This window comes from Gordonia sp. IEGM753 (assembly GCF_050321825.1).
Classification (GTDB): domain Bacteria; phylum Pseudomonadota; class Gammaproteobacteria; order Pseudomonadales; family Pseudomonadaceae; genus Aquipseudomonas.
In genome coordinates this window covers 1,682,983-1,703,694 of sequence record NZ_JBNQGB010000001.1, presented here as the reverse complement: position 1 = coordinate 1,703,694, position 20,712 = coordinate 1,682,983, and the positions used below count along the sequence as shown (strand labels likewise).

At 56.1% G+C, this 20,712-nt stretch carries 19 protein-coding genes; 8 read left to right on the top strand and 11 right to left on the bottom strand.

The window, feature by feature from the left end; all coding sequences use genetic code 11:
• Nucleotides 1-2: 2 nt before the first annotated feature.
• Complete coding sequence (locus tag ACQR3R_RS07785; protein WP_428271416.1) at nucleotides 3-1,019, bottom strand: extracellular solute-binding protein; 1,017 nt, start codon at nucleotides 1,017-1,019, stop codon at nucleotides 3-5.
• A 345-nt stretch (nucleotides 1,020-1,364) separates the two neighbouring features.
• Here ACQR3R_RS07785 and ACQR3R_RS07780 point away from each other — a divergent pair, with 345 nt between their 5' ends.
• From ACQR3R_RS07780 to ACQR3R_RS07770, 3 genes are read left to right on the top strand one after another with little or no spacing between them, the layout of a single operon-like run.
• Entirely contained in the window at nucleotides 1,365-1,739 is a 375-nt protein-coding gene (locus tag ACQR3R_RS07780; protein ID WP_428271415.1) for a GtrA family protein, read from the top strand.
• Entirely contained in the window at nucleotides 1,736-2,686 is a 951-nt protein-coding gene (locus ACQR3R_RS07775; protein WP_428271414.1) for a glycosyltransferase, read from the top strand. Before ACQR3R_RS07780 ends, ACQR3R_RS07775 begins: the two co-directional genes overlap by 4 nt.
• Before the next feature lie 44 nt (nucleotides 2,687-2,730).
• Entirely contained in the window at nucleotides 2,731-4,245 is a 1,515-nt protein-coding gene (locus ACQR3R_RS07770) for a glucosyltransferase domain-containing protein (protein ID WP_428271413.1), read from the top strand.
• A gap of 11 nt (nucleotides 4,246-4,256) precedes the next feature.
• On the opposite strand, the gene ACQR3R_RS07765 is transcribed toward ACQR3R_RS07770, so the two are convergent.
• The 10 genes from ACQR3R_RS07765 to ACQR3R_RS07720 form a co-directional block, all read right to left on the bottom strand.
• Nucleotides 4,257-5,783: a glycosyltransferase family 39 protein gene (locus ACQR3R_RS07765; protein WP_428271412.1), complete on the bottom strand. Its 1,527-nt coding sequence runs from the start codon at nucleotides 5,781-5,783 to the stop codon at nucleotides 4,257-4,259.
• A 39-nt stretch (nucleotides 5,784-5,822) separates the two neighbouring features.
• On the bottom strand, nucleotides 5,823-7,541 hold the full coding sequence (gene arnT, locus ACQR3R_RS07760; RefSeq protein WP_428271411.1) for a lipid IV(A) 4-amino-4-deoxy-L-arabinosyltransferase: 1,719 nt from the start codon (nucleotides 7,539-7,541) through the stop codon (nucleotides 5,823-5,825).
• Nucleotides 7,542-7,618: 77 nt separating this feature from the next.
• Nucleotides 7,619-8,257 carry a lipopolysaccharide core heptose(II)-phosphate phosphatase PmrG gene (locus ACQR3R_RS07755; protein ID WP_428271410.1) on the bottom strand — a complete coding sequence of 213 codons (639 nt, stop codon included), beginning with the start codon at nucleotides 8,255-8,257 and terminating at the stop codon, nucleotides 7,619-7,621.
• 231 nt (nucleotides 8,258-8,488) lie between these two features.
• A complete protein-coding gene (locus ACQR3R_RS07750) occupies nucleotides 8,489-9,043 on the bottom strand; it encodes an ABC-type transport auxiliary lipoprotein family protein (protein WP_428271409.1) in 555 nt (184 codons plus the stop codon).
• 16 nt (nucleotides 9,044-9,059) lie between these two features.
• Nucleotides 9,060-10,715 (bottom strand): MlaD family protein, encoded by a 1,656-nt coding sequence (locus ACQR3R_RS07745; RefSeq protein ID WP_428271408.1) that lies wholly within the window; start codon nucleotides 10,713-10,715, stop codon nucleotides 9,060-9,062.
• Entirely contained in the window at nucleotides 10,696-11,355 is a 660-nt protein-coding gene (locus ACQR3R_RS07740) for a paraquat-inducible protein A (RefSeq protein ID WP_428271407.1), read from the bottom strand. The genes ACQR3R_RS07745 and ACQR3R_RS07740 overlap by 20 nt, the downstream gene beginning before the upstream one ends.
• Entirely contained in the window at nucleotides 11,352-11,948 is a 597-nt protein-coding gene (locus ACQR3R_RS07735; protein WP_428271406.1) for a paraquat-inducible protein A, read from the bottom strand. Before ACQR3R_RS07735 ends, ACQR3R_RS07740 begins: the two co-directional genes overlap by 4 nt.
• 136 nt (nucleotides 11,949-12,084) lie before the next feature.
• On the bottom strand, nucleotides 12,085-13,377 hold the full coding sequence (locus ACQR3R_RS07730; protein WP_428271405.1) for an FAD-dependent oxidoreductase: 1,293 nt from the start codon (nucleotides 13,375-13,377) through the stop codon (nucleotides 12,085-12,087).
• Nucleotides 13,374-14,462 (bottom strand): extracellular solute-binding protein, encoded by a 1,089-nt coding sequence (locus tag ACQR3R_RS07725; RefSeq protein ID WP_428271404.1) that lies wholly within the window; start codon nucleotides 14,460-14,462, stop codon nucleotides 13,374-13,376. The genes ACQR3R_RS07730 and ACQR3R_RS07725 overlap by 4 nt, the downstream gene beginning before the upstream one ends.
• 452 nt (nucleotides 14,463-14,914) lie before the next feature.
• Nucleotides 14,915-16,273, bottom strand: a complete 1,359-nt coding sequence (locus ACQR3R_RS07720; RefSeq protein WP_428271403.1) for a glutamine synthetase family protein — start codon at nucleotides 16,271-16,273, stop codon at nucleotides 14,915-14,917.
• 162 nt (nucleotides 16,274-16,435) lie between these two features.
• Between ACQR3R_RS07720 and ACQR3R_RS07715 the strand changes: the two genes are divergently transcribed.
• From ACQR3R_RS07715 to ACQR3R_RS07695, 5 genes are all read left to right on the top strand, one after another.
• Nucleotides 16,436-17,332, top strand: a complete 897-nt coding sequence (locus tag ACQR3R_RS07715) for a helix-turn-helix domain-containing protein (protein ID WP_428271402.1) — start codon at nucleotides 16,436-16,438, stop codon at nucleotides 17,330-17,332.
• A 297-nt stretch (nucleotides 17,333-17,629) separates the two neighbouring features.
• Entirely contained in the window at nucleotides 17,630-18,298 is a 669-nt protein-coding gene (locus ACQR3R_RS07710) for an FCD domain-containing protein (protein WP_428271401.1), read from the top strand.
• A gap of 37 nt (nucleotides 18,299-18,335) precedes the next feature.
• On the top strand, nucleotides 18,336-19,142 hold the full coding sequence (locus ACQR3R_RS07705) for a transporter substrate-binding domain-containing protein (RefSeq protein ID WP_428271400.1): 807 nt from the start codon (nucleotides 18,336-18,338) through the stop codon (nucleotides 19,140-19,142).
• A gap of 11 nt (nucleotides 19,143-19,153) precedes the next feature.
• Nucleotides 19,154-19,921 (top strand): ABC transporter permease subunit, encoded by a 768-nt coding sequence (locus ACQR3R_RS07700; protein ID WP_428271399.1) that lies wholly within the window; start codon nucleotides 19,154-19,156, stop codon nucleotides 19,919-19,921.
• A 2-nt stretch (nucleotides 19,922-19,923) separates the two neighbouring features.
• The gene (locus ACQR3R_RS07695) at nucleotides 19,924-20,703 is read left to right on the top strand and encodes an ATP-binding cassette domain-containing protein (RefSeq protein WP_428271398.1); all 780 of its coding nucleotides are present in this window, start codon (nucleotides 19,924-19,926) and stop codon (nucleotides 20,701-20,703) included.
• Nucleotides 20,704-20,712 lie beyond the last annotated feature (9 nt).

The window sequence follows — 20,712 nt, the reverse complement described above, 5'->3', positions numbered from 1 at the left end:
AATCAGAGCAATCCGGCCTGTGTCATCAGTTCTGCGGCTTTTTTACTGTCGAGTTTCGAAGCATCGACTTTGGGCGCGTCCAGTTGTTGCAGTGGTACCAGTTTAGAGTTGGATTCAGCGTTCTTGCCGACGGCGTATTCAAACGAATTGCCGGTTTTGAGAACTGCCTGGCCGTCCTTGCCGGTCACGTACTTCAGGAAAGCCTGGGCCTGGTCCTTGTGTTTGCTGGACGCCAGAACACCGCCGCCGGAGAGGCTGACGAACGCGCCCGGGTCTTTGTGCTTGAAGTAGTGCAGGGCGGTGTTCTTGCTGTTTTCACCGGTCTTGGCCTGATCGCCGAAGCTGTAGTAGTGATAAATCACGCCGCCGTCGATCTGCCCGGCGTTCACCGCTTTGAGCACCGCACTGTTACCCCGGTAGACCGTAGCATTGGTTTTCATCGCTTTCAGCCAGTCAAGCGTGGCGGCCTCACCTTTGAGTTCCAGCACGGCTGCAACAATGGCCTGAAAGTCCGCACCCGATGGTGAGGCCGCCCAGCGACCTTTCCAGCTCGATTGTGCAAGGTCCATCAGCGATGTTGGCAACTGTGCTTCAGTCAATTTGACCGGGTTGTAGACGAACACAGTGGAGCGTGCAGCGATCCCCACCCACTTGCCGTGCGCCGGTCGATAGGCAGCATCAACCTGTTCCAGCGTGGTCGGCGCCACCGGTGCGAACAGCCCGGCGTTGTCGACCAGCACCATCGCCGGTGAGTTCTCGGTCAGGAACACATCGGCGGGGGACGCTGAACCTTCCTGGACGATTTGATTGCCCATCTCGGTGTCGTCGCCGTTGCGCACGGTGACCTTGATCCCGGTTTCCCGGGTGAAGCCATCGATCCAGGATTTGGTCAGGCTTTCGTGCTGCGCGTTGTACACCACGATGCCATCGGTATCCGTTGCGGCGAACACCTGGCCAGCGCTCACCAGTGCTGCGGCCAGCAACGCTGTTTTAACGAAGGAAGGGACAGAGTGAGTCATTGTGCGGCAGCTCCTGATAGATCTTTTTTTTAGACGTCATGCACCTGAATTCGCCAGTATTCAATGCGAATCATTTGCATAAATTGAGTGGCAGCGAATGTAGAGCTCGAAATGAGAAAATAACGTCAAAAAAACGGTTAATACCTGTCATTTGCGTTCAGGTTAGCAGCGGCTCGGCTTATTGCCTGACTGAGCAGTGGGTTTGACGCATGACGGTAATGCTGTCGTAAACCGAAGTCGCGGCCGGTTATAAAATAATCGCCCTCCCTGTTATTTCTGACAGTAGACGGATCGTTGCCCGAGGAGGCTTGATACGACCAGGCTGAAGTCTTCAACGGGAGTCTTATGAGCAGTACATGGAGGGGATTTTCCCGCTATTCGGTCATTGGTGTTGCCAACACCCTGATCCATTGGCAGTTATTTTTTGTTTTCAGAGGCGCATTCGACTTCAGTCAGGCACTCAGTAACTTCCTGGCGTTTTGTGCTGCGGGGTCCTTTTCCTTTTATGCGAACGCCATTTTCAACTTTGGTATGCCGGCCTCTCTAGGGCGCTACCTGTTGTTCATGATGTGCATGGGCAATTTGAGCCTGGCCGTGGGTGCGCTAGCCGATCGTTGGCAACTGCCGGGCATCGTGACATTGGTGGGTTTTTCACTGGCCAGTCTGGTGATTGGCTTTCTGCTCTCCAAATGGCTGGTATTTCGCGTGCATGAATCATGAAGCTCTCACTTATCGTTCCGGTGTTCAATGAGGAACAGGCTGTAGGACTGTTCTATCAAGCTGTTCGGGGAGAACCTTCATTATTTGCCCACGACATCGAGATCGTCTTTATCAACGATGGCAGCACTGACCGCACAAGCGAATATGCCCAAGCGATTGCCTTGGTCGACAGCGATGTACTGTTAATCAACTTTTCCCGCAACTTCGGCAAGGAAGCAGCTCTGTTCGCCGGGCTTGAGTACGCCAGCGGGGACGCCGTGGTACCGATGGATGTTGATTTACAAGACCCTGTCGAGGTGGTGTCGCAATTGATTGAACGATGGCAGCAGGGTGCAGATGTAGTGCTGGCAAAGCGACGCGATCGATCCAGCGACAGTTACCTGAAGCGCTACAGCGCCTCGTTGTTCTATCAGTTGCTCAATCGCATCGCCTATACCCACATTGAAGAAAACGTCGGCGACTTTCGGTTGATGGACCGTCGGGTGGTGGACGTGATCAAGGTGTTGCCTGAACAGCAACTGTTCATGAAAGGTGTACTGTCCTGGGCTGGATTCGAAGTTGCCATCGTCGAATACGACCGAGTACCTCGCACTGTCGGCAAGAGTAAGTTCAATGGCTGGAAACTATGGAACCTGGCACTTGAGGGCATTACCTCGTTCAGTACATTGCCGCTGCGCCTGTGGAGCTATGTCGGTGGCGGCATATCGCTGATAGCTTTTTTGTACGCAGCTTATATGGTGCTGGATAAAATCCTGTTCGATAACAACGTGCCAGGCTACCCATCGTTAATGACCGCGATATTGTTTTTGGGTGGCGTTCAGCTGATCGGGATTGGAATATTGGGGGAGTATGTGGGGCGAATTTACATGGAGGCCAAACACAGGCCGCGTTACGTCATCAGGGATGTAGTAGTGAAAGAAAAAACGAGAAGCCCGCCCAGTAATTGACAGCAAGCGCTACCCGTTCAAGGGGCATGGCAAGAGGTTTCCAAATGATGGATTTTCTGAAAGTCGAACTGTCACAGAACGAAGTACTGGTCTTTTTTACAGCCGCTGTTTTTGTTTTCGTGTTTCCACTGATATTAGCGGACAGCTTTTATATTGATGATAATTGGCGAGCACAGGCTGGAGGAATGGCATGGAAGGAAAATGGTCGTATATTGGTTGAATGGCTCTACCGAGGCCTGTCTTTCACTCAGGGGGCGCCCAATATATTTCCATTGCCGCTGCTGATATCCATAGTGGCGATGTCGTTTGCCCTGAGATCCCTGACCTTTCATTACTTTTTGAAGCCCACCGTGGCCTCCTGTCTTGTTGTGCTGCCACTCTGGTACAGCCCCTTTTTCTTGCAGAACCTTTCTTACCAATACGATGGGCCCGCAATGGCGTTGGGAGTGGTCGCGGTGATTTACGCGATTACCTTTCGACACCCGTCGCTAACGGTGCGAATAGCTATATCGGCGCTGTGCATTGCCATCGGCCTGAGTCTTTATCAGATGGTGATCAATATTTATGTGGGTTTGTCTTGTATTGAGCTGATACGTGCAGCCAATGCGGGTAAAGAGCCACGCCATTGTTATGCTGTGATACGGGATAAAGTGCTTCAATCGCTGTTGGGCATCTTTATCTACTGGCTGACCGCTCATCAGTTCACCACTAATGAACGCACGGCACTGCGCGAGTTGAATGCCGGTTGGACACAAAAGCTGTGTTCGGATCTACACGTGGCGCTGCAACGGGTAGCCCTTTTGTACAATGATGGTAATGCCTGGTTATGCTGGTCAATACTCATAATCGCCATCGCTGGTTTAGGGTTGGTTGTTTGCCGGATTGTAAAAATGCAAGTGAGCCTTTTGAATAGAATGGCCTTGGCATGCACCTGCCTACTCGCCATTGCAGTGGCAATGCTGGCGATTCCCGGTCTTTCATTGGTATTGAATTATTACGATGACAACGCAAGGCTCATGATGGGGATGTCATCGGCATTGGTGCTGGTTTTTTATCTAAGCTATCAAGCGTTGACCGCCATTCATTCCAGGCTGGGCAGTGTGTTGATTATTCCCGTGATTGCCATGCTGTCTTTTTCATACGCCTATGGGCGTGTCATGAACGTGCAAAAGGAACTGTCGACCAGCGTCAATCAAAGTATTGCTTATGACGTGATGTCAAATAAGCGTTTGGTAGGCGTAGAGACGTACCGCATGGTCCGAAATTCTACAAAAGGTTGGTTGGTAGGCGCTGATGGTGCGTTCAAGCTAATGCCAGCATTGAAATACGTACTCAATATTGATTTTTTATCGCTGCCTGAAATGCTACCGCGCAGTGGCGGAGTAACCAAAGTGGCTTTTCACAGTCATGTCTCAAATGATCAGTTCAAAACAATCGAGGGAAGCACTCCGCCAACGGTGGATAACAAGTTCTACAGTATTTACGTTAACGGCAAGGACGCTTACATCGTAATGAAAACCCCGCCTGCCGATGACCTCTACTTTATAGACAGTCAATAAGCCCACGTACCTCAATCCAGTGGTATGTAGGCAACGCTTTGGTCATCTCGAGGATGGAACATGCTTTCGCCGTTGGTGGGCGTTGTGGTGATGACTTGGTGGTCGGCCGCCAGGTAATCCAGCGCCACTTCACTGCCGTTGAGGAAGTGCGCAATCACCAGCGTGCGCTTGGGATTCCAGTGTTTGCCGCTGGTTTTTTCGAGCCAGGCGATCAGTGCAGCCGTGTCGCCGGAGCGGGGGAAATCCTGATGCTGCTGTACATAATAGAAAGGGGCGCCGCCGGTTTGCAGGTACATCGGCAGTTTGTTGTCTGCGTCGATCAACACCACTTGCCATGTGTCTAATGGCGCTAGTTTGCGGGCTTGTGTCTTCACCGTTTCACCAAACTGCATCACGCCACCGCCGCTGTTGGTCCAGGGATAAACGACCCCAAGCACCGCGATCAACAGTGCAGCCGCCAGACCGAAGCCAAGATTCAACCGACGACTGCCAACGGTGTCCTGCGCAACGCGCTGCGCCCTGCGCTGGGTGATCCACCAGGCACCCAGCAACTGGGCGAAGGGCACCAAAGGCAAGACGTAATAGCTACGCCGACTGCCGCTGGCCGTAAAAAACAGCATCATTAAGCCCAGTCCCCAGATCAGCCAACGCGTATTGGGTTCGATACGAGGCCAGTTGCGCAACGCAAACCACATTCCCGCTAACCAGCAGGGCGTCCAGGGCAGGGTGTAGACGGGGAGGTAAAGCAGGTAGGTGTAGATCGGACCGATGTTGTCGAATGGCTGGAAAAACCGCACCACGTTTTCGCGCAGCACCAGTCCCAGGCCGCTTTGTACAAAAGTCGGGGCGCCATACACGTGAGACAGCATGAAGGGGGCTGCGTACACGACCAACGCCAGGCACAGCGCTGCGCAGAGTCGAAGATTGAGGTGCTGTTTCCAGCGTTCCTCTTTAAGCAGATGCGGCAGCAGCAACAGGCCTGGCAAAATGAATCCGATCAAACCCTTAAAAAGCGAGGTGAGCGACAGCAGTAGAAAAAACACCAGGTAGCGACTGAATCGGGTGTCTTGCGGGCCGCGCCAATACCACCAGACTGCCGCCAATACACCCCATACCGTAAGAATGTCTGCCGTGGCGACGCGCGCCCAAAATACAAAATAGAAAGTGGTTGCAAGCATCCAGCCTGCAATCAGCCCGGTGCCCTTTCGATACAGCTGTTCGCCGATCAGGTACACCAACCAGACGCTCAGCCATGCGGCAATCACCGAGGGCAGGCGCAGCGACCAGTGCCCCAGGCTGCCCGTCAGCCACGCCGTTGCGGTGATCAACCAATAAGAGGGCAAGGGTTTGTCGTAGTACGGCAGGCCCATGAGATAGGGATCAAAATAATCATCGCTTTGCAGCATCTGCAAAGCGATGTTGGCCCAGCGGGTCTCGGCGCCCCACAATTCGCGCGCGTTCAGCCCCAATAGCAAAACCAAAGCAGACACGGCGAGCAAAAGCACCAACGCGCCTTTGTCGTTCAACCTGAATTTCATGGGACTTCCTGTAGGCGTAGATGAGGGGCGCGTTGACGATCAGGGACGTGTTTGTGGAAATATCAGAATTTCCAGGTTGCCACGTTGGTAGCGCTTGCCATCGACCGGCAACAAAGCTACTTCCTGGACTTCTTGAACACTGTTGACCCGCATCACGACGCCGACAGAGCCTTTTTTACGAGCCTCGCTCATCCATTGCGCAACACTTTCCTTGGTGACGATGCGGGAGGCCATCGCAGGATCTTCCAGCCCGTATTTCAATTCGCCAATCGTGTTGTACAAACCCACCTGAGGCTGCTGCAGACGCCAGGACAATGCGGCTGCCGCTCCGAGGTCGTTACTGAGCAATGAACGGGTCTGGCTTAACGCATCAAGGTGCTCGACGATGAATTGGTCGGGCATTTTGCTCTGCACAACTTGCGTAGGCATGGCCGCAGGTGCCAACGCCACCAGCAAACCCATGCCAAACGCTGGCGTAGCCCAGAACACCAGCGGCCGCAATATTTGCAACGCGTTGGCGATAATCCAACCGGCGAGCACGATGTACACCAATGACAGGCTGAACATCTCGGTGTTTTCGTAGAGTTCTTTGGTGGCCTGGAAATAAAGCAATGCAATAAGACCAGCGCTCGCCAAGGCAACATTCACTGCCCCGTTGAGGCGAATTGTACGGCCGCGCCCCTGATCCAGAAGCTGTACCAATGCGTGGCCCATCAACAGCGCCAAAGGCATCAGGCACGGCATGATATACGTTGGCAGTTTGCCGCTGCTCAAGCTGAGAAACGCAAAAGGCAACAGCAGCCACATCAGCAGGAAAGCGATTATCGGTTGGCGCTTCTGCTTCCACGCGGTAATCAATGCGGCGGGTAATAAAACCGCCCAAGGCAGGCTGGACGCCACCAGCAGCGGAAAATAAAACCACCATGGGCGTGCGTGCTGGGCATCGTCGGCGGCAAAACGGCGTATGTGTTCATTCCAGAAGAAAAACCGCCAGAAGTCCGGTTCCTGATGGTGAATGGCAAGCACCCACGGCAAACACACCACTACGGCGATCAGCACGGCCAGTGATCCGTACCGCAACAATTCGCTGAGGCGACGCTGCCACACGAAGTAGGGAAGGGCGATCAACACCGGGAGCAACCAGGCCAGAAATCCTTTGGTCATGAAACCCATGCCGCAGGCGATGCCCAATGTTGCCCAGGCTGCTGTTTTTTCGCGAGGTGAGTGACCATCGACGGCAAACCACAGCGCAACCAGGGTCAGGTTCATCCAAAAAGTGAATTGTGGATCAAGGTTGGTGTAGCCGGCCTGGCCAGCGATCAAGCCGAAACTCATGTAGAGCAGTGCGCAAGCAACACTTTTGCGCGGGTCGTTCCACAGGCGCCGAGCAATCAGGTACGTGAGCCACACACTCAGCCCGGTGCTCAGGGCCGACGCAATACGCACGCCAAACAGGTTGTCGCCAAAAACGGCCTGCCCGATGGCAATCATCCAATAGCCGGCAATGGGTTTCTCGAAGTACCGGATCCCCATGAAATGGGGGGAGATCCAATTGCCGCTAAGGCGTATTTCCTGGCTGATTTGCGCGTAACGGGTTTCGTCGGGGATCCACAGGCCATGGGTCACCAGCGGCAATAAGTAGAACGCGATAAACGCCAATACCAGACCGGCAATCCACCAGCGTTGACCAGGAAGATAGGCGTTAGCCGGGCTAGTTGGATCACCGTCAGGCGCAGACAAAGGTTTATATGACGTCATGTTTCGTCCATGGGGCAAGCTTGAGTTCGATAACAACATTCAACGGATCGCGGCGCTCGAGCCACTAACGCGTTTAACTATTGTTGAATCGCTTGATGTTTAAAAATAGTATTCCATTCATTGGCATTCACTATACCTAGTACTTCAAGTTTGCCCTGAGTGTCGATGTGCACGAAGAGAGAACTGCCGTACTTGCTTTTGGCCGTGTGCCTGAAACCGGTTTGCGCTTCGAAATCGCTGATGCAACCGCTGTGGGTAATCAACACCAGGTTGTGCAGGTCACGCTTGTGCGCCACGACATCGTTACGCAGGGTCTTGCCGCAGCTGGCCAGCCATTCTTGTGCTTTTACGTCTTTGCCAAACATGGCGTACGACGTTTGCGCAGTGCGGGTGATCGGGCTGCTGATAACGTCAGCGCGCTCCATGCCCAGCTTCAAAAAGTCTTGGCCAACGGCGGCAGCGGCGTCATTGCCGACCCGGGTAATGCCATCTAGCGGCCCCAGGCACGGGTTCTCCGATTGATCGCAACGCTCGGTGTGGCGGACCAGCACCGCGACTTCACCGGCCTGCCAAAGCCGCAACAATTGGGCAGATGCAAGTGGAGAGGAACGGGACAGGTTGACCGGCGCGTGCCGCCACATGGCAAAACCGGTGACCAGAATAATCACCGACAACACTGCGATGACCAGTGCCAGTTTTAATAACCAGGGTTTCATGATTGTCGGGCAACTTAAAGTTGGGATAATGCCGGACAAACTAAGTTCAGGTGGGTAGTGGCGAAGTGAAACCAATGTGAAAATTTTGCGAGGCCTAGTGCGAGGCGTATTTAGTGCGTAATTGCAAATCCTTATCTTCTACGTATTATTTAAGTCATGACTTCGTTGCTGAGAAAAACGCCATTAACTCAACGGTGAAAAATCCCCCGTCGAGTTAATGCCAATACTGATTCAGGACGCCGGGCAGCCTCGTTGCGTACCACTGGCAGCCTGACTGATCAGCGCGGCCAGGCGTTTGACATTGATCTGCTGCGCCGCCACCAAATCGTCAATCGATGCACCTGAGGGCGTCTGCAATGTGCTGCGACAGGTTTGTAGGGTGCTATCGCCTTCGCCACCGATGCGCAGGCGCCATTTGACGTCGATCAGCCCGTACTGCCCGGGAATCGAATCGAAGCGCTGAACGTCGAGCTTCACCGAGACTTTACGGGAAGCATTGTTGTTGACCATTTGGTCTTCCAGGGTACTGCGCAACTCGTCTGCCAGGGTTGCAGCCCACCACTCGGTTTCAAGAATCGCCAGACCACTGTTGCCTTGGCGAATAACGATTTGCGGGCGGTCGACCTGTGGCGGCACGCTGAGCGCTTCGATCTGGATGTCGGAGGTGCCAGAGCGGGAAGTACCGAGTTGCGTCGGCGTCAGCGTATGGAAATGAATCGGATCACTGCGGCACGCAGCGAGCAATAACACTGCAGCCAGCATCGTGATCTTTAGCGGAAAAGCCATGGTGTTGCTCCTGTGGTCAATTGCGCGGAGGCGCCTGCAGATCCAGCGGCGCGGCATTGTTCGGGCGACCGCGAATCAACGATTCCGGATGCCGTCCCAGGTAGTCCGAGAGTTCACGCAAGGAACGCGACATGCGCCCGAGTTCGTCCAGGGTCTGGGTCAACTGTTCACGTTGCGGTGAATCTTCAGCCAGTGTCGAACTGGCGGACTGCAGCGTCTTGCTGACATCCGCCAATGTGCTCTGCACGCCTGGCAGGGTCTTGGCGTTGAACTGGGTCAGACCTTTGCGCAGTTCCACGAGGTTGCTGTCGAGGTTGCCGGCGATGCGCTCGATCGGAAGATTGTTGATTTTGTTGACCATGGCTTCGAGTTTTTCCTGCAGTTGCTCAAGACTGCCCGGAACGGTTGGAATACTGACGGGACGCGCATTGGCGTCAAACGCGACCTTTTCCGCTTTGGGGTAGAAGTCGAGGGCAATGTACAGCTGACCGGTCAACAAGTTGCCATTACGCGCCTGAGCGCGCAGGCCGTTTTCAATAAAGGTGCCGATCAGGCGCACGGCCGCGGACTCATCATTAGGATCAGGATTAAACGCTTTCAACAGTTTGGTGTGAGCTTTGCCCAATCTTTCCGGGTAAATCACGATGCCGACGTTGACCGGAAAACTTCTTTTTTTCTCGTCGAAGTCCAGATTGATCGCCACGACCTTACCGATCTCCATGCCGAGGAATTCGACAGGTGCGTCGACCTTAAGCCCTCGTAACGCTTGATCGAAACGCAAGGTCAGGTATTGCGCCTTGCCATTGGGTGGCGCGAGGGCACTTTGCTGGTCGTCAAACAGTTCGTAGGCATATTCTTCGGCTGCAGGCTTGTCGTTGGGGCTGTAATCCGGTGCGCGAAAGGCGATGCCGCCGACCAGCATCGAAGACAACGATTCGGTTTTCAGGGCAAAACCGTTGGCGCCTACACTCACGTCAATGCCGCTGGCGTTCCAGAAACGGGTATTTTCGGTGACAAACTGATCGTTAGGCGAATGCACGAACAACTCGACGTTTACCCCTTTGCCGTCCGGGTCCAGGGCGTAGGCAACCACTTGGCCAACGGGAATCTTGCGGTAGTAAATTGGCGAGCCGATGTCCAGTGATCCCAAGTCCTGGGTATGCAGGGTAAAACGCTTGCCAGGCTCGCCATAGGTAATGGCCGGCGGGTTTTCCAGGCCTTTGAAATTCTTGGCACGACCATCGGCCTGGCCGATATCAGCACCGATGTAGTCGCCGGAAAGCAGGGTGTCGATGCCGGAAACACCGCCGGCCCCGATCCTTGGCCGGACCACCCAGAACTGCGAATCTTCGCGTGTGAAGTTTTCGGCTTGTTTGGCCAGTTTGATTGTGGCGTTGACGCTTTTATGGTCGTCGGTGAGTTCAACGTCCGACACGTGGCCGATTACCACGTTGCGGTACTTGACCTCGGTTTTGTTGGCGGTCAGGCCATCACCGGTCTTGAACGTCACAACGATGGTCGGGCCTTCCTGCATGATGCTGTGAACCACCAGTGAAACACCCACCAACACCGCGACGATGGGCACGATCCATACCAGCGAGATGCTGAAACGACGGGTCTTTACAGGTGCCTCGCCGGGGGCGTTTTGCCCGTCAGTGGCTTGCGACTTCATCCATGACCTCCTCGTTGTTTCGTTGGTTTTGCGCTTTTTTATCCCAAATCAGCCTTGGGTCGAAACTCATCGCCGCGAGCATGGTGAACACGACCACCAAGCCAAAAAACAGGATGCCCGGGCGCGGTTCGATATCGGCCAGGGCTTGAAACTTCACCAGCGCCGCCACCAGGGCGACCACGATGACATCGAGCATCGACCAGTAGCCGATCACCTCGACGAAACGGTACAGTTTTGACCGTTCCTTTTGCGCCCACAGGCTATCGCGCTGCACCGTGACCAGCAGCAGCGTCAGCGCGACGAACTTGATGCCCGGCACCGCGATGCTGGCGATAAATATGATCAGCGCGATGTCCCACGCGCCAGCCTCCCAAAATTCCAGCACGCCGCTCATGATCGTACTGTCGGCACCGTTGCCGACCATTTTGGTGTTCATGACCGGCAGTAAATTGGCCGGGATGTAAAATGCCAGGGCGGTGAACATGAACGCCCAGGTTCGCGTCAGCGCATTGGGTTTGCGCTGGTGCAACGGCGCGCCACAACGCTCACATTCTTCAGGTTCATGAGTCATGTCACACGCCAGCCCGCACGTGTGGCACAGGCACAGGTTGAGTTCGCTGGCGACCGGAGGCGTATTCATAAGGTGTCCCACAGGTCTCGAATGTCACGACCGGCAATGCGGATCATCATCAGGCTGAGAATGGCCAGGGCAAACAGGCCGATGCCGGGCAACACGTCCAGCAGCCCGGCCAGTTTGATGACCGCGACCATTGCGCCCAGCAAACACACTTCAAGCATGCTCCAGGGTCTGAGGGTTTCGAGCCAGCGCATGCAGAATTTGAATGCTGGCGCCCGTTTGCCTGCGAGCGCGTGAGTCAGCACCCAGATCAACAGCAACAGCTGGATAATGGGCGCGATGATCATCGCGATGGCCGCCACCAGGGCAATGAACGTGATCGGCCCCAGGCTCAGCGCCAGCACTGAATCCCAGAGCGTCGCGCTGTTTTTGAGACCTTTCAGGCTGATGCTCATGACCGGATAAAAATTGGCAAAGATCCACAATATGAGTGCCGTAAACGTCAGCGCCAGGCGCTGCTGCACGGAAAGACCGTTATAGCGCTGAAGCACGCCGCCGCAGCGCGTACAGAGGGTTTTTTGATGTTTGGCGAGCGTGGTTTTTTGGTACACGCAATCGCAATGTTCACAGATGATCAGGTGGGCGGTGGTAGCCATGGGTCGCGCTCAATAAGAGGCATAGAAGTCAGAGCACCCCTTCAATATAGAAGTGCCTCACGATTGAGCAAATCGAAAGATTTAAATGCTGACCGATCGTCCCCACGGCGCGCGTGGGAACGATGGTAAAGACTTATCAGCCGAGCAGTTCGCGCAGACGATACCAGAACATGCCGAGCGCCAAAAGCGGCGAACGCAGCATTGGGCCACCGGGGAAGGTCATGTGCGGCACGGCGCTGAACACGTCAAAACCCTGGCTGTGCCTCGCGTGAATGACCTCACCCAACAGCTTTGCGCACCAGTGAGTGACATTCAGGCCGTGGCCCGAATAGCCTTGGGCGTAAAACACGTTGGGGTGCTGACTCAAGCGGCCAACCTGCGGAAAACGATTGGCTGATATGCCGATCATCCCGCCCCATTGGTACTCGATGCGCACATTGGCCAGTTGCGGGAAGACCTTGAGCATCTGCGGACGCATGTAGGCGCCGATATCCGACGGATCACGCCCCGAATAATGGCAGGCGCCCCCAAACAGCAAACGCCGGTCCGCCGAGAGCCGGTAGTAATCGAGGCCGACTTTCTGATCGCACAGCGCCAGATTCTGCGGGATTAGTTGCGCCGCCAGCGCCGGCGACAATGGCTCGGTGGCGATGATGTAGCTGCCCGCTGGGAGTACCTTGCCGCTGAGTTTCGGTTCGAGTTCGTCAAGGTACGCGTTACAGCCCAACACCAGACTGCCTGCGCGTACCGTGCCGCCGGCACAGCGAACCTGTACCTGGCTGCCGTGGATCAACTCCAGCACCGGACTTTGCTCAAAAATCTGCACGCCCAGCGATTGCGCCAACTGCGCTTCGCCCAGCACCAGGTTCAGCGGGTGCAGGTGGCCCGAGCCCATGTCGATCAAGCCGCCGGCGTAGACACCGGAGTTCACGACCTGCTCGCGGATTTGCTCGGGCCCGACCAGGCGGGTTTCATGCGCATACCCGGACTCGTTCAGGCCTTGTTGCTCATCCTTGAGCGCAGCAAATTGCGCGGCAGTGTTTGCCAGTTCACAAAACCCCCAGCGCAAGTCGCAATCGATAGCGTGTTCGCGGATGCGGTTACCCACCAGCTCCACGGACTCGATGCCGGCGCGCTCCAGGTAGCGCACCCCTTCGTTGCCGACGTAGCGGGCAAACCCGCTGACGTCATGCCCGATGCCACGAATCAACTGCCCGCCATTGCGCCCGCTGGCACCCCAGCCAATCCGCCGAGCTTCCAGCAACACCACTGAAAGCCCACGCTGCGCCAGTTCAATCGCGGTGTTAACCCCGGTAAAACCGCCACCGATTATGCAGACATCCGCCACCACATCCGATGCCAGCGCTGGGAAGGGCGGCATGCTTTTGGCGGTTGCCGCGTAATAGGAGTGTGCATGGACGGCGTTCATTTGTTGGACTTCACTTTGCTCCAGGACCGGGTCATCAGGCGCATGATCGACTGCGGCGGCGTGGTCGAGATGTAGAGCTTGTCGAGCACTGCCTGCGGTGGATAAACCTCTGGGTTATTCACCAGTTCAGGGTCCATGTATTGCTTGGCGGCCGGGTTCGGGTTGGCGTAGCCGACCGACGCGCTGACCTTGGCGATCACTTGCGGGTCCAGCAGGTAATTAATGAAGGCGTGCGCTTCTTTCGGGTTGGCGGCATCGGCAGGAATGGCCAGCAGGTCAAACCACAGGTTGCTGCCTTCCTTGGGAATCGCGTAGGCAATGTTCACGCCGTTCTTCGCTTCCTTGGCCCGGTTTGCAGCCTGGAAGACATCACCTGAGTAACCGAACGCGACGCAGATGTCGCCGTTGGCCAGGTCCGACACGTACTTGGAGGAGTGGAAGTAAGTGATGTAAGGACGGATGCTCATCAGCTTGGCTTCGGCTTTCTTGAAGTCTTCCGGGTTCTCGCTGCGCGGGTCCATGCCCATGTAATTGAGCACAGCGGGGAATACTTCGTCGGCCGAGTCCATCATCGACACGCCGCATTTGCTGAGTTTCTTGATGTTTTCCGGCTCGAACAACACCGCCCATGAGTCGATGTGGTCGACGCCCAGTACTTCCTTGACCTTGTCGACGTTGTAGCCGATGCCATTGGTGCCCCACAGGTAAGGTACGGAGTGCGCGTTACCCGGATCGTTTTTTTCCAGCAGGGTCAGCAGTTTCGGGTCGAGGTTCTTGAAATTGGGCAGTTGCGAGCGATCCAGTTTAAGGAACGCGCCGGCCTTCACCTGGCGAGCCAGGAAGTGGTTGGAAGGCACCACGACGTCGTACCCGGTGCGACCGGCGAGCAATTTGCCTTCCAGTGTTTCGTTGGAATCGAATACGTCGTAAATCACCTTGATGCCGGTTTTGGCCTGGAAGTCGGCGAGGGTGGTTTCGCCGATGTAATCGGTCCAGTTATAGACGCTGACTGTTGGCTGGGCCTGCGCAACCGCGCTGAACAGCACGGCCAGCGCAACCGGAACCACGGATTTCAATAGACGCATATCGACACCTCTTGGAGTTATTGGGTTTTTTGTAAGAGTGAGTTCAGGTGATTCTCTAGTGTTTGGGCTTGCCCTATCGCTAGCAGGCTAGCTCCCACATTGGTTATGCATCCCCCTGTGGGAGCTAGCCTTCTTCCCACATTGGGTATGCATCCCCTGTGGGAGCTAGCCTGCTTCCCACATTGGGTATGCATCCCCTGTGGGAGCTAGCCTGCTTCCCACATTGGGTATGCATCCCCTGTGGGAGCTAGCCTTCTTCCCACATTGGTTATGCATCCCCTGTGGGGGCTAGCCTTCTTCCCACATTGGGTATGCATCTCCTGTGGGAGCTTGCCTTCTTCCCACATTGGGTATGCATCCCCTGTGGGGGCTAGCCTTCTTCCCACATTGGTTATGCATTCCCCTGTGGGAGCTAGCCTGCTAGCGATGGCGGTGGTACTGGCAACGAAGAACTAGACGCTAAACAACAGGAACTCACGCTCCCAGGAACTGATCACGCGTTTGAAGTTTTCATGTTCGGCGCGTTTGACCGCAACGTAACCCCGCACAAACTTGTCGCCCAGGTAACGCTCGACGGTTTCGCACTCTTCCATCTGTGTCAGCGCGTCTTCAATGGTGATCGGCAGGCGCAGGTTGCGACGCTCGTAGGCGCGACCTTCCACGGCGGCGCTTGGCGCCACGCCCTCAACCATCCCCAGGTATCCGCACAACAAACTGGCGGCAATGGCCAGGTAAGGGTTGGCGTCAGCGCCGGGCAAACGGTTTTCGACGCGCATGGCTTCAGGACTGGAAGTCGGCACACGCAAGCCAACGGTGCGGTTTTCTTCGCCCCATTCAACGTTCACCGGGGCCGAGGTGTCCGGCAGGAAGCGGCGGAACGAGTTAACGTTGGGCGCAAACATCGGCAGCACTTTAGGGATGTACTTTTGCAGACCCCCAATGTGATGCAAAAACAGCTCACTCATTTTTCCGTCGCCATCGACGAAAATCGGCTGACCGGTGGCGATGTCCACCACACTCTGATGGATGTGCATGGCACTGCCGGGCTCATCGCCAATCGGTTTGGCCATGAAAGTCGCGGCCACGTTGTGCTTCAACGCGGCTTCGCGCAGCGTGCGTTTGAACACGGTGATCTGGTCCGCCAAATCCAGTGCGTCGCCGTGACGGAAGTTGATTTCCATCTGCGCCGGGCCGTCTTCATGGATCAGCGTGTCGAGGTCCAGGCCCTGTAACTCGCACCAGTCATAAACGTCTTCGAACAACGGGTCGAATTCGTTGGCCGCGTCGATGGAAAACGACTGCCGACCACTTTCTGCACGGCCCGAGCGACCCAGCGGAGCCTTGAGCGGCAAGTCCGGGTCTTCACAACGCTGGGTCAGGTAGAACTCCATTTCTGGCGCAACAATCGGTCGCCAGCCTTTGTCGGTGTACAGCTGCAGCACTTTTTTCAGCACGTTGCGTGGCGACAGCTCGATCGGATTACCGAATTTGTCGAAGGTATCGTGGATAACGATCGCGGTCGGCTCGATGGCCCATGGCACCAGGTAAACAGCGTCGGCATCGGGTTTGCACACCATGTCGATGTCGGCCGGGTCGAGCAGGTCGTAGTAGATGTCGTCATCGACAAAGTCCCCGGTTACCGTTTGCAACAACACACTTTCCGGCAGGCGCATGCCTCGCTCATGCAGGAACTTGTTGGTGGGTGCAATTTTGCCGCGTGCAATGCCGGTCAGATCGCTGACGACACACTCGACTTCGGTAATCTTGTGATCTTTCAGCCATGTGAACAGCTGATCGAAAGGGACATTCATAAAGACCTCGTTATTGGTTTTATTAACGCCGGGGAGGGTGGTTTCATCCACCACACACTTCCCCTGAGACGCGTTGACGACTATCTTGGGCGAGCCTTGCAGATCCATCTATCCACTTTCAGCAGCACCAAAACGCACCAAACGAGTGCGTAAGGTCATTTCATGACAGCGTCCAGTCCGTTACAGGTTCAAGCGTTCAACACCGCCGATGTTGCAGATCAAATCCGCGCCACACCGGGTTGGGTGCAGCAGTACCAGCAAATGTCGCCCGGGCATTTCGCAGGCCTTGTGCGCTATCTGGACCTGCACGGCGTGGAAATCTACGAAGAACACATGAACACTCGGGTCGAGCAGAATTTCAGCGCGCCCCAAGGTTCGCTGGCGTTTTGCTTTGATCGCAGTGACAACGCGCTGTACGTGTTGAATGGTGAAAGCCGCAATATCTGGATCACCCCGGAGAACTACCAGGAAATAGCCGTGGTGTTCGGCCCGGAGTTCGTCCAGCGTCACGGCTTGAACATCGCCAAGCTTGAGGGGCTGTTCATGGCACCGCTCAACTCGGGTCAGAGCGGGTTGTTTTGCCGGTGGCTCAGCAGCACGTTGACGCGCCTGGCGCAGACCATTGATCCGCCAAGCCGCGAGGCGTTGACCCAGCAGTTGCTGGAAGACTGCCTGTACATACTCGACAACGCGTGCGTGTGCCTCGACCGTGGCGGCTTGCAACGCCGCGCTGAAGAGCGTGCCGTGATGCGGCGGATTGGCGAATGGGCGGCGGATTCGCCGGAAGAGACGCTAAACCTGATGGAACTGTCGCAGATCGCCGGCGTGTCGTTGCGTCAGTTACAACATGCGTTCAAGGCCTACACCGGGATGACGCCGACCCATTGGTTGCGTCTGCGCCGTTTAAACAGCGCGCACCGGGAACTGTTGAAGAGTTCGCCGCTGTCGACCACTGTCGCCGAGGTCGCGATGCAGTGGTCGTTCTGGCATTTGGGGCGGTTTTCGAGCAGCTACCGCGGCTTGTTCGGTGAGCTTCCGAGTGAGACCTTGAAACGCTGAAGGCCGGTGGCGGATGACACGTCTTTTGGGCCTCTTCGTCGATGTGGCTCTCCCTCCTTGTGCCGTTTCTCAAGCCTGTAAAATTGTGTTACTTGCGTGCACTTTCTGGTCACTCCTCGCCCCATACTGGGGCATTTCAACTCGATGGCGCCGTAAACCCGTTGCACGCTGACCGCGGTTGAATCCTCGATACACCAATAAAATCAATTACCTATAACTGGCATGTGCGATCTGGCACGCAATATGCTTTTTTGGCTTTATGGATAATTGGATACAAAAATACAAAAGGTGCAGCTGATGAAATTTGCTCCGGTCTATTCCGAACGCCAGCCGATCACTGCGGAAGAGGAGGCGTACAACTTCCTGCTGGAGGCGATTTGCAAAGGACGTTACCGCACCGGTGAAAGGCTGATTGCCGAGGACATCGCCGGTGAAATCGGCATGAGCCGCATGCCGGTTCGCGAAGCCTTCCGGCGACTCGACGCCGACGGCCTGGTGACGCTTCGGCCTAACCGTGGCGCCATCGTTCGCGGTTTGAACATTGATGAAATGCGCGAAGTGTTCGAAATGCGCAGCGCCCTGGAAGGTCTCGCCATCCGGGTCGCCGTCGACAAACTCACCGAGCGTCACTTCAGTCATCTGGAGCGCCTGCTCGATGAGATGGACGACTACCGCGAAGACGGCGCCGAGTGGGTCAGCCGTCATCGAGCCTTCCATGAATACCTGTGCAGCTTGAGCGAGCGCCCGCGATTGATGCGGCAGATCTCAGCGCTGTATTCGGTGATCGAGCCGCACATGCGCCTGTGGTTGCAACACGCGGACAAACCACGCAGCGCTCGCGACGAGCACGCCTCGATTGTCGCTGCGTTGCGTTCCGGTGACCCGGACAAAGCAGCCGCCGTGGTGTGCGAGCACATCGAAGGCACCATCCCGCGACTGATCCAGTTTCTTGAAGCCCATCAATAAAAAAAACCAACATCCCCCCGACACCTGGAGCCTTGCCATGCACAAGTCTTGCGCGTTAGTTGCCGTCGTCACCATGAGCCTATGTTCGCAATGGGCGCTGGCTGCCCCCGAGTTACCGGAGCGGTTGAGCAAGAGCGAAAAAATCGTTTATTGCTCCGGCATGGATTCGCCACCGCTGGTGTCTTTCGACTTGAAGCAAAAACCGGTCGGGCTGCAGGTCGATATGGGGGAAGCCATCGCCCAGCGCCTGGGCGACAAGAAAGTCGAATGGCGGATATCGCCTTTCGCCGGGCTGATTCCGGCACTGCTGGCGCAGCAGTGCGACATGATCGTCGATCAACTGTTTGATAAACCCGAACGCCGCGAAGTCATCGACATCGTTAACTTCATGTACTCCAGCCAGTCGATCGTGGTGCCCAAGGGCAACCCGAAATCGGTGAGCACGCTCGAAGACTTGTCCGGGCTGAAAGTCGCCGTCAGCAACGGTTCAACCATTCGCGTGCTGCTCGGCAAAGAAAACGAAAAGCTTGAAGCGGCCGGCAAGGCGCCGATGAAACTGGTGATCTACAACGTCGATGCCGATGCCTTCCAGGCATTGCGTATCAACCAGGTCGATGCGTTCGGCACCACGGTCGAATCGGCCGGCCACTACCAAAAACTCGCGCCGGACCTGTTCCAGTCCGCCGTGCCTGCGTTCAATCGCATCCTCACCGGTTTCGGCGTGCGTAAAAGCGATCCGCAATTGACTGCCGCCCTGACCGAAGTGCTGCAAGGCATGCGCGCCGACGGCAGTTACGCCGCGCTGCTGGGTAAATGGCATGTCGACAGCGACAAACTGGACTGAGGACGTGCGTGATGAACTTCAATTGGGATGTGTTCTGGCAGTACTTGTTACAGCCAACCGATGTTTACCTGACCGGGCTCTGGCTGACGTGCCTGATCAGTGTTTCAGCCATGTTGCTGGGGTGTGTGCTGGGCTTGATCGCAGCGTTGATGAAGCTGTCCTCCAACCCGCTGTTGCAGTATCCGGTGCGTTTTTACGTGTGGCTGATGCGTGGCACGCCGTTGCTGGTGCAGATCGTTTTTCTGTACACCGCACTGGCCGCCGGTGGGATTTTTCGCTTTGAAGACCTGGACCTTGGCTGGTTCATCGTGCCGGGCAATATTCAGGCAGCCATCATCGCGTTGGGGCTCAACGAGGGCGCGTACATGGCCGAGATCATCCGTGCCGGGATCGGCGCGGTGGACAAGGGCCAATACGAGGCCGGACGTTCGCTGGGCATGACCTTCGGCAAATTGATGCGCCGCATCGTGTTGCCGCAGGCGTTCCGGGTGATCGTGCCGCCGCTGGGTAACGAGTTCAACGTGATGTTGAAAAACACCACGCTGGTCAGCGTCATTGGCGTGCAGGAACTGCTGCTGAGTACGCAAATGGTGACCTCGGCGACGTTCCGTGTGTTCGAGTTGTACCTGGTGGTGGCGATCTACTTCCTGGTGCTGACCACGCTCTGGGGCTTCTTCCAGCGTTGGCTGGAGGCCCGGTTCGGTCAGTCTGATCGCCCGGCACCGGCCGCTAGCCGGATGTTTGGACGCAACACGATGAAACTGTTGAGAGGGCGTTGAACATGACTCACCTGAGTGAAGAACTGGTCATCGAGGCGCTGGATATTCACAAGTCGTTCGGTGACCTGGAAATTCTGAAAGGCATTTCCCTGCAGGTTCGACGCGGCGAAGTGGTGGTGCTCATCGGCGCCTCCGGCTCCGGCAAAACCACCTTCATCCGCTGCATCAATCTGCTGGAAGACATTCAGTCCGGGCAGATACGCGTCAGCGGCAAACCGATGGGCTACCGCACCAAAGCCGATGGCAGCCTGGTGAAGGATTCGGAACGCAACATCGCCCGTCAGCGCCGGGACATCGGCATGGTGTTTCAGCGCTTCAATCTGTTCCCGCACATGACCGCGCTGGAAAACATCATTGAAGCGCCGATACAGGTGCTCGGTGTTTCTCGCGCAGCGGCATTGGAACAGGCACGGGCGTTGCTCAAGCGGGTAGGCCTGGCCGAAAAGGCTGATCACTACCCGTCGATGTTGTCCGGTGGGCAGCAGCAACGTGTGGCCATCGCCCGGGCATTGGCGATGAAACCGCAAGCGATGCTGTTCGACGAACCCACCAGTGCGCTCGACCCGGAAACGGTCGGCGAAGTGCTGCAAGTCATGAAAGAGCTGGCGGAGGAGGGCATGACCATGGTCGTGGTGACCCATGAAATGGGCTTCGCCCGTGAAGTGGCAGACCGCGTAGTGGTGCTCGATCAAGGTGAGCTGATCGAACAAGGCCCGCCTGAGCAGATCTTCAGCCAGCCGACACATGCCCGTACCCGCGCCTTCCTCAGCCGAGTGCTGTGAGCCTTAAAA

What these genes read in the sequence shown, in the direction of transcription:
- ACQR3R_RS07785 (WP_428271416.1), bottom strand. Translation starts at nt 1,019, where the DNA reads ATGACTCACTCTGTCCCTTCCTTCGTTAAAACAGCGTTGCTGGCCGCA.
- ACQR3R_RS07780 (WP_428271415.1), top strand. Translation starts at nt 1,365, where the DNA reads ATGAGCAGTACATGGAGGGGATTTTCCCGCTATTCGGTCATTGGTGTT.
- ACQR3R_RS07775 (WP_428271414.1), top strand. Translation starts at nt 1,736, where the DNA reads ATGAAGCTCTCACTTATCGTTCCGGTGTTCAATGAGGAACAGGCTGTA.
- ACQR3R_RS07770 (WP_428271413.1), top strand. Translation starts at nt 2,731, where the DNA reads ATGATGGATTTTCTGAAAGTCGAACTGTCACAGAACGAAGTACTGGTC.
- ACQR3R_RS07765 (WP_428271412.1), bottom strand. Translation starts at nt 5,783, where the DNA reads ATGAAATTCAGGTTGAACGACAAAGGCGCGTTGGTGCTTTTGCTCGCC.
- arnT (WP_428271411.1), bottom strand. Translation starts at nt 7,541, where the DNA reads ATGACGTCATATAAACCTTTGTCTGCGCCTGACGGTGATCCAACTAGC.
- ACQR3R_RS07755 (WP_428271410.1), bottom strand. Translation starts at nt 8,257, where the DNA reads ATGAAACCCTGGTTATTAAAACTGGCACTGGTCATCGCAGTGTTGTCG.
- ACQR3R_RS07750 (WP_428271409.1), bottom strand. Translation starts at nt 9,043, where the DNA reads ATGGCTTTTCCGCTAAAGATCACGATGCTGGCTGCAGTGTTATTGCTC.
- ACQR3R_RS07745 (WP_428271408.1), bottom strand. Translation starts at nt 10,715, where the DNA reads ATGAAGTCGCAAGCCACTGACGGGCAAAACGCCCCCGGCGAGGCACCT.
- ACQR3R_RS07740 (WP_428271407.1), bottom strand. Translation starts at nt 11,355, where the DNA reads ATGAATACGCCTCCGGTCGCCAGCGAACTCAACCTGTGCCTGTGCCAC.
- ACQR3R_RS07735 (WP_428271406.1), bottom strand. Translation starts at nt 11,948, where the DNA reads ATGGCTACCACCGCCCACCTGATCATCTGTGAACATTGCGATTGCGTG.
- ACQR3R_RS07730 (WP_428271405.1), bottom strand. Translation starts at nt 13,377, where the DNA reads ATGAACGCCGTCCATGCACACTCCTATTACGCGGCAACCGCCAAAAGC.
- ACQR3R_RS07725 (WP_428271404.1), bottom strand. Translation starts at nt 14,462, where the DNA reads ATGCGTCTATTGAAATCCGTGGTTCCGGTTGCGCTGGCCGTGCTGTTC.
- ACQR3R_RS07720 (WP_428271403.1), bottom strand. Translation starts at nt 16,273, where the DNA reads ATGAATGTCCCTTTCGATCAGCTGTTCACATGGCTGAAAGATCACAAG.
- ACQR3R_RS07715 (WP_428271402.1), top strand. Translation starts at nt 16,436, where the DNA reads ATGACAGCGTCCAGTCCGTTACAGGTTCAAGCGTTCAACACCGCCGAT.
- ACQR3R_RS07710 (WP_428271401.1), top strand. Translation starts at nt 17,630, where the DNA reads ATGAAATTTGCTCCGGTCTATTCCGAACGCCAGCCGATCACTGCGGAA.
- ACQR3R_RS07705 (WP_428271400.1), top strand. Translation starts at nt 18,336, where the DNA reads ATGCACAAGTCTTGCGCGTTAGTTGCCGTCGTCACCATGAGCCTATGT.
- ACQR3R_RS07700 (WP_428271399.1), top strand. Translation starts at nt 19,154, where the DNA reads ATGAACTTCAATTGGGATGTGTTCTGGCAGTACTTGTTACAGCCAACC.
- ACQR3R_RS07695 (WP_428271398.1), top strand. Translation starts at nt 19,924, where the DNA reads ATGACTCACCTGAGTGAAGAACTGGTCATCGAGGCGCTGGATATTCAC.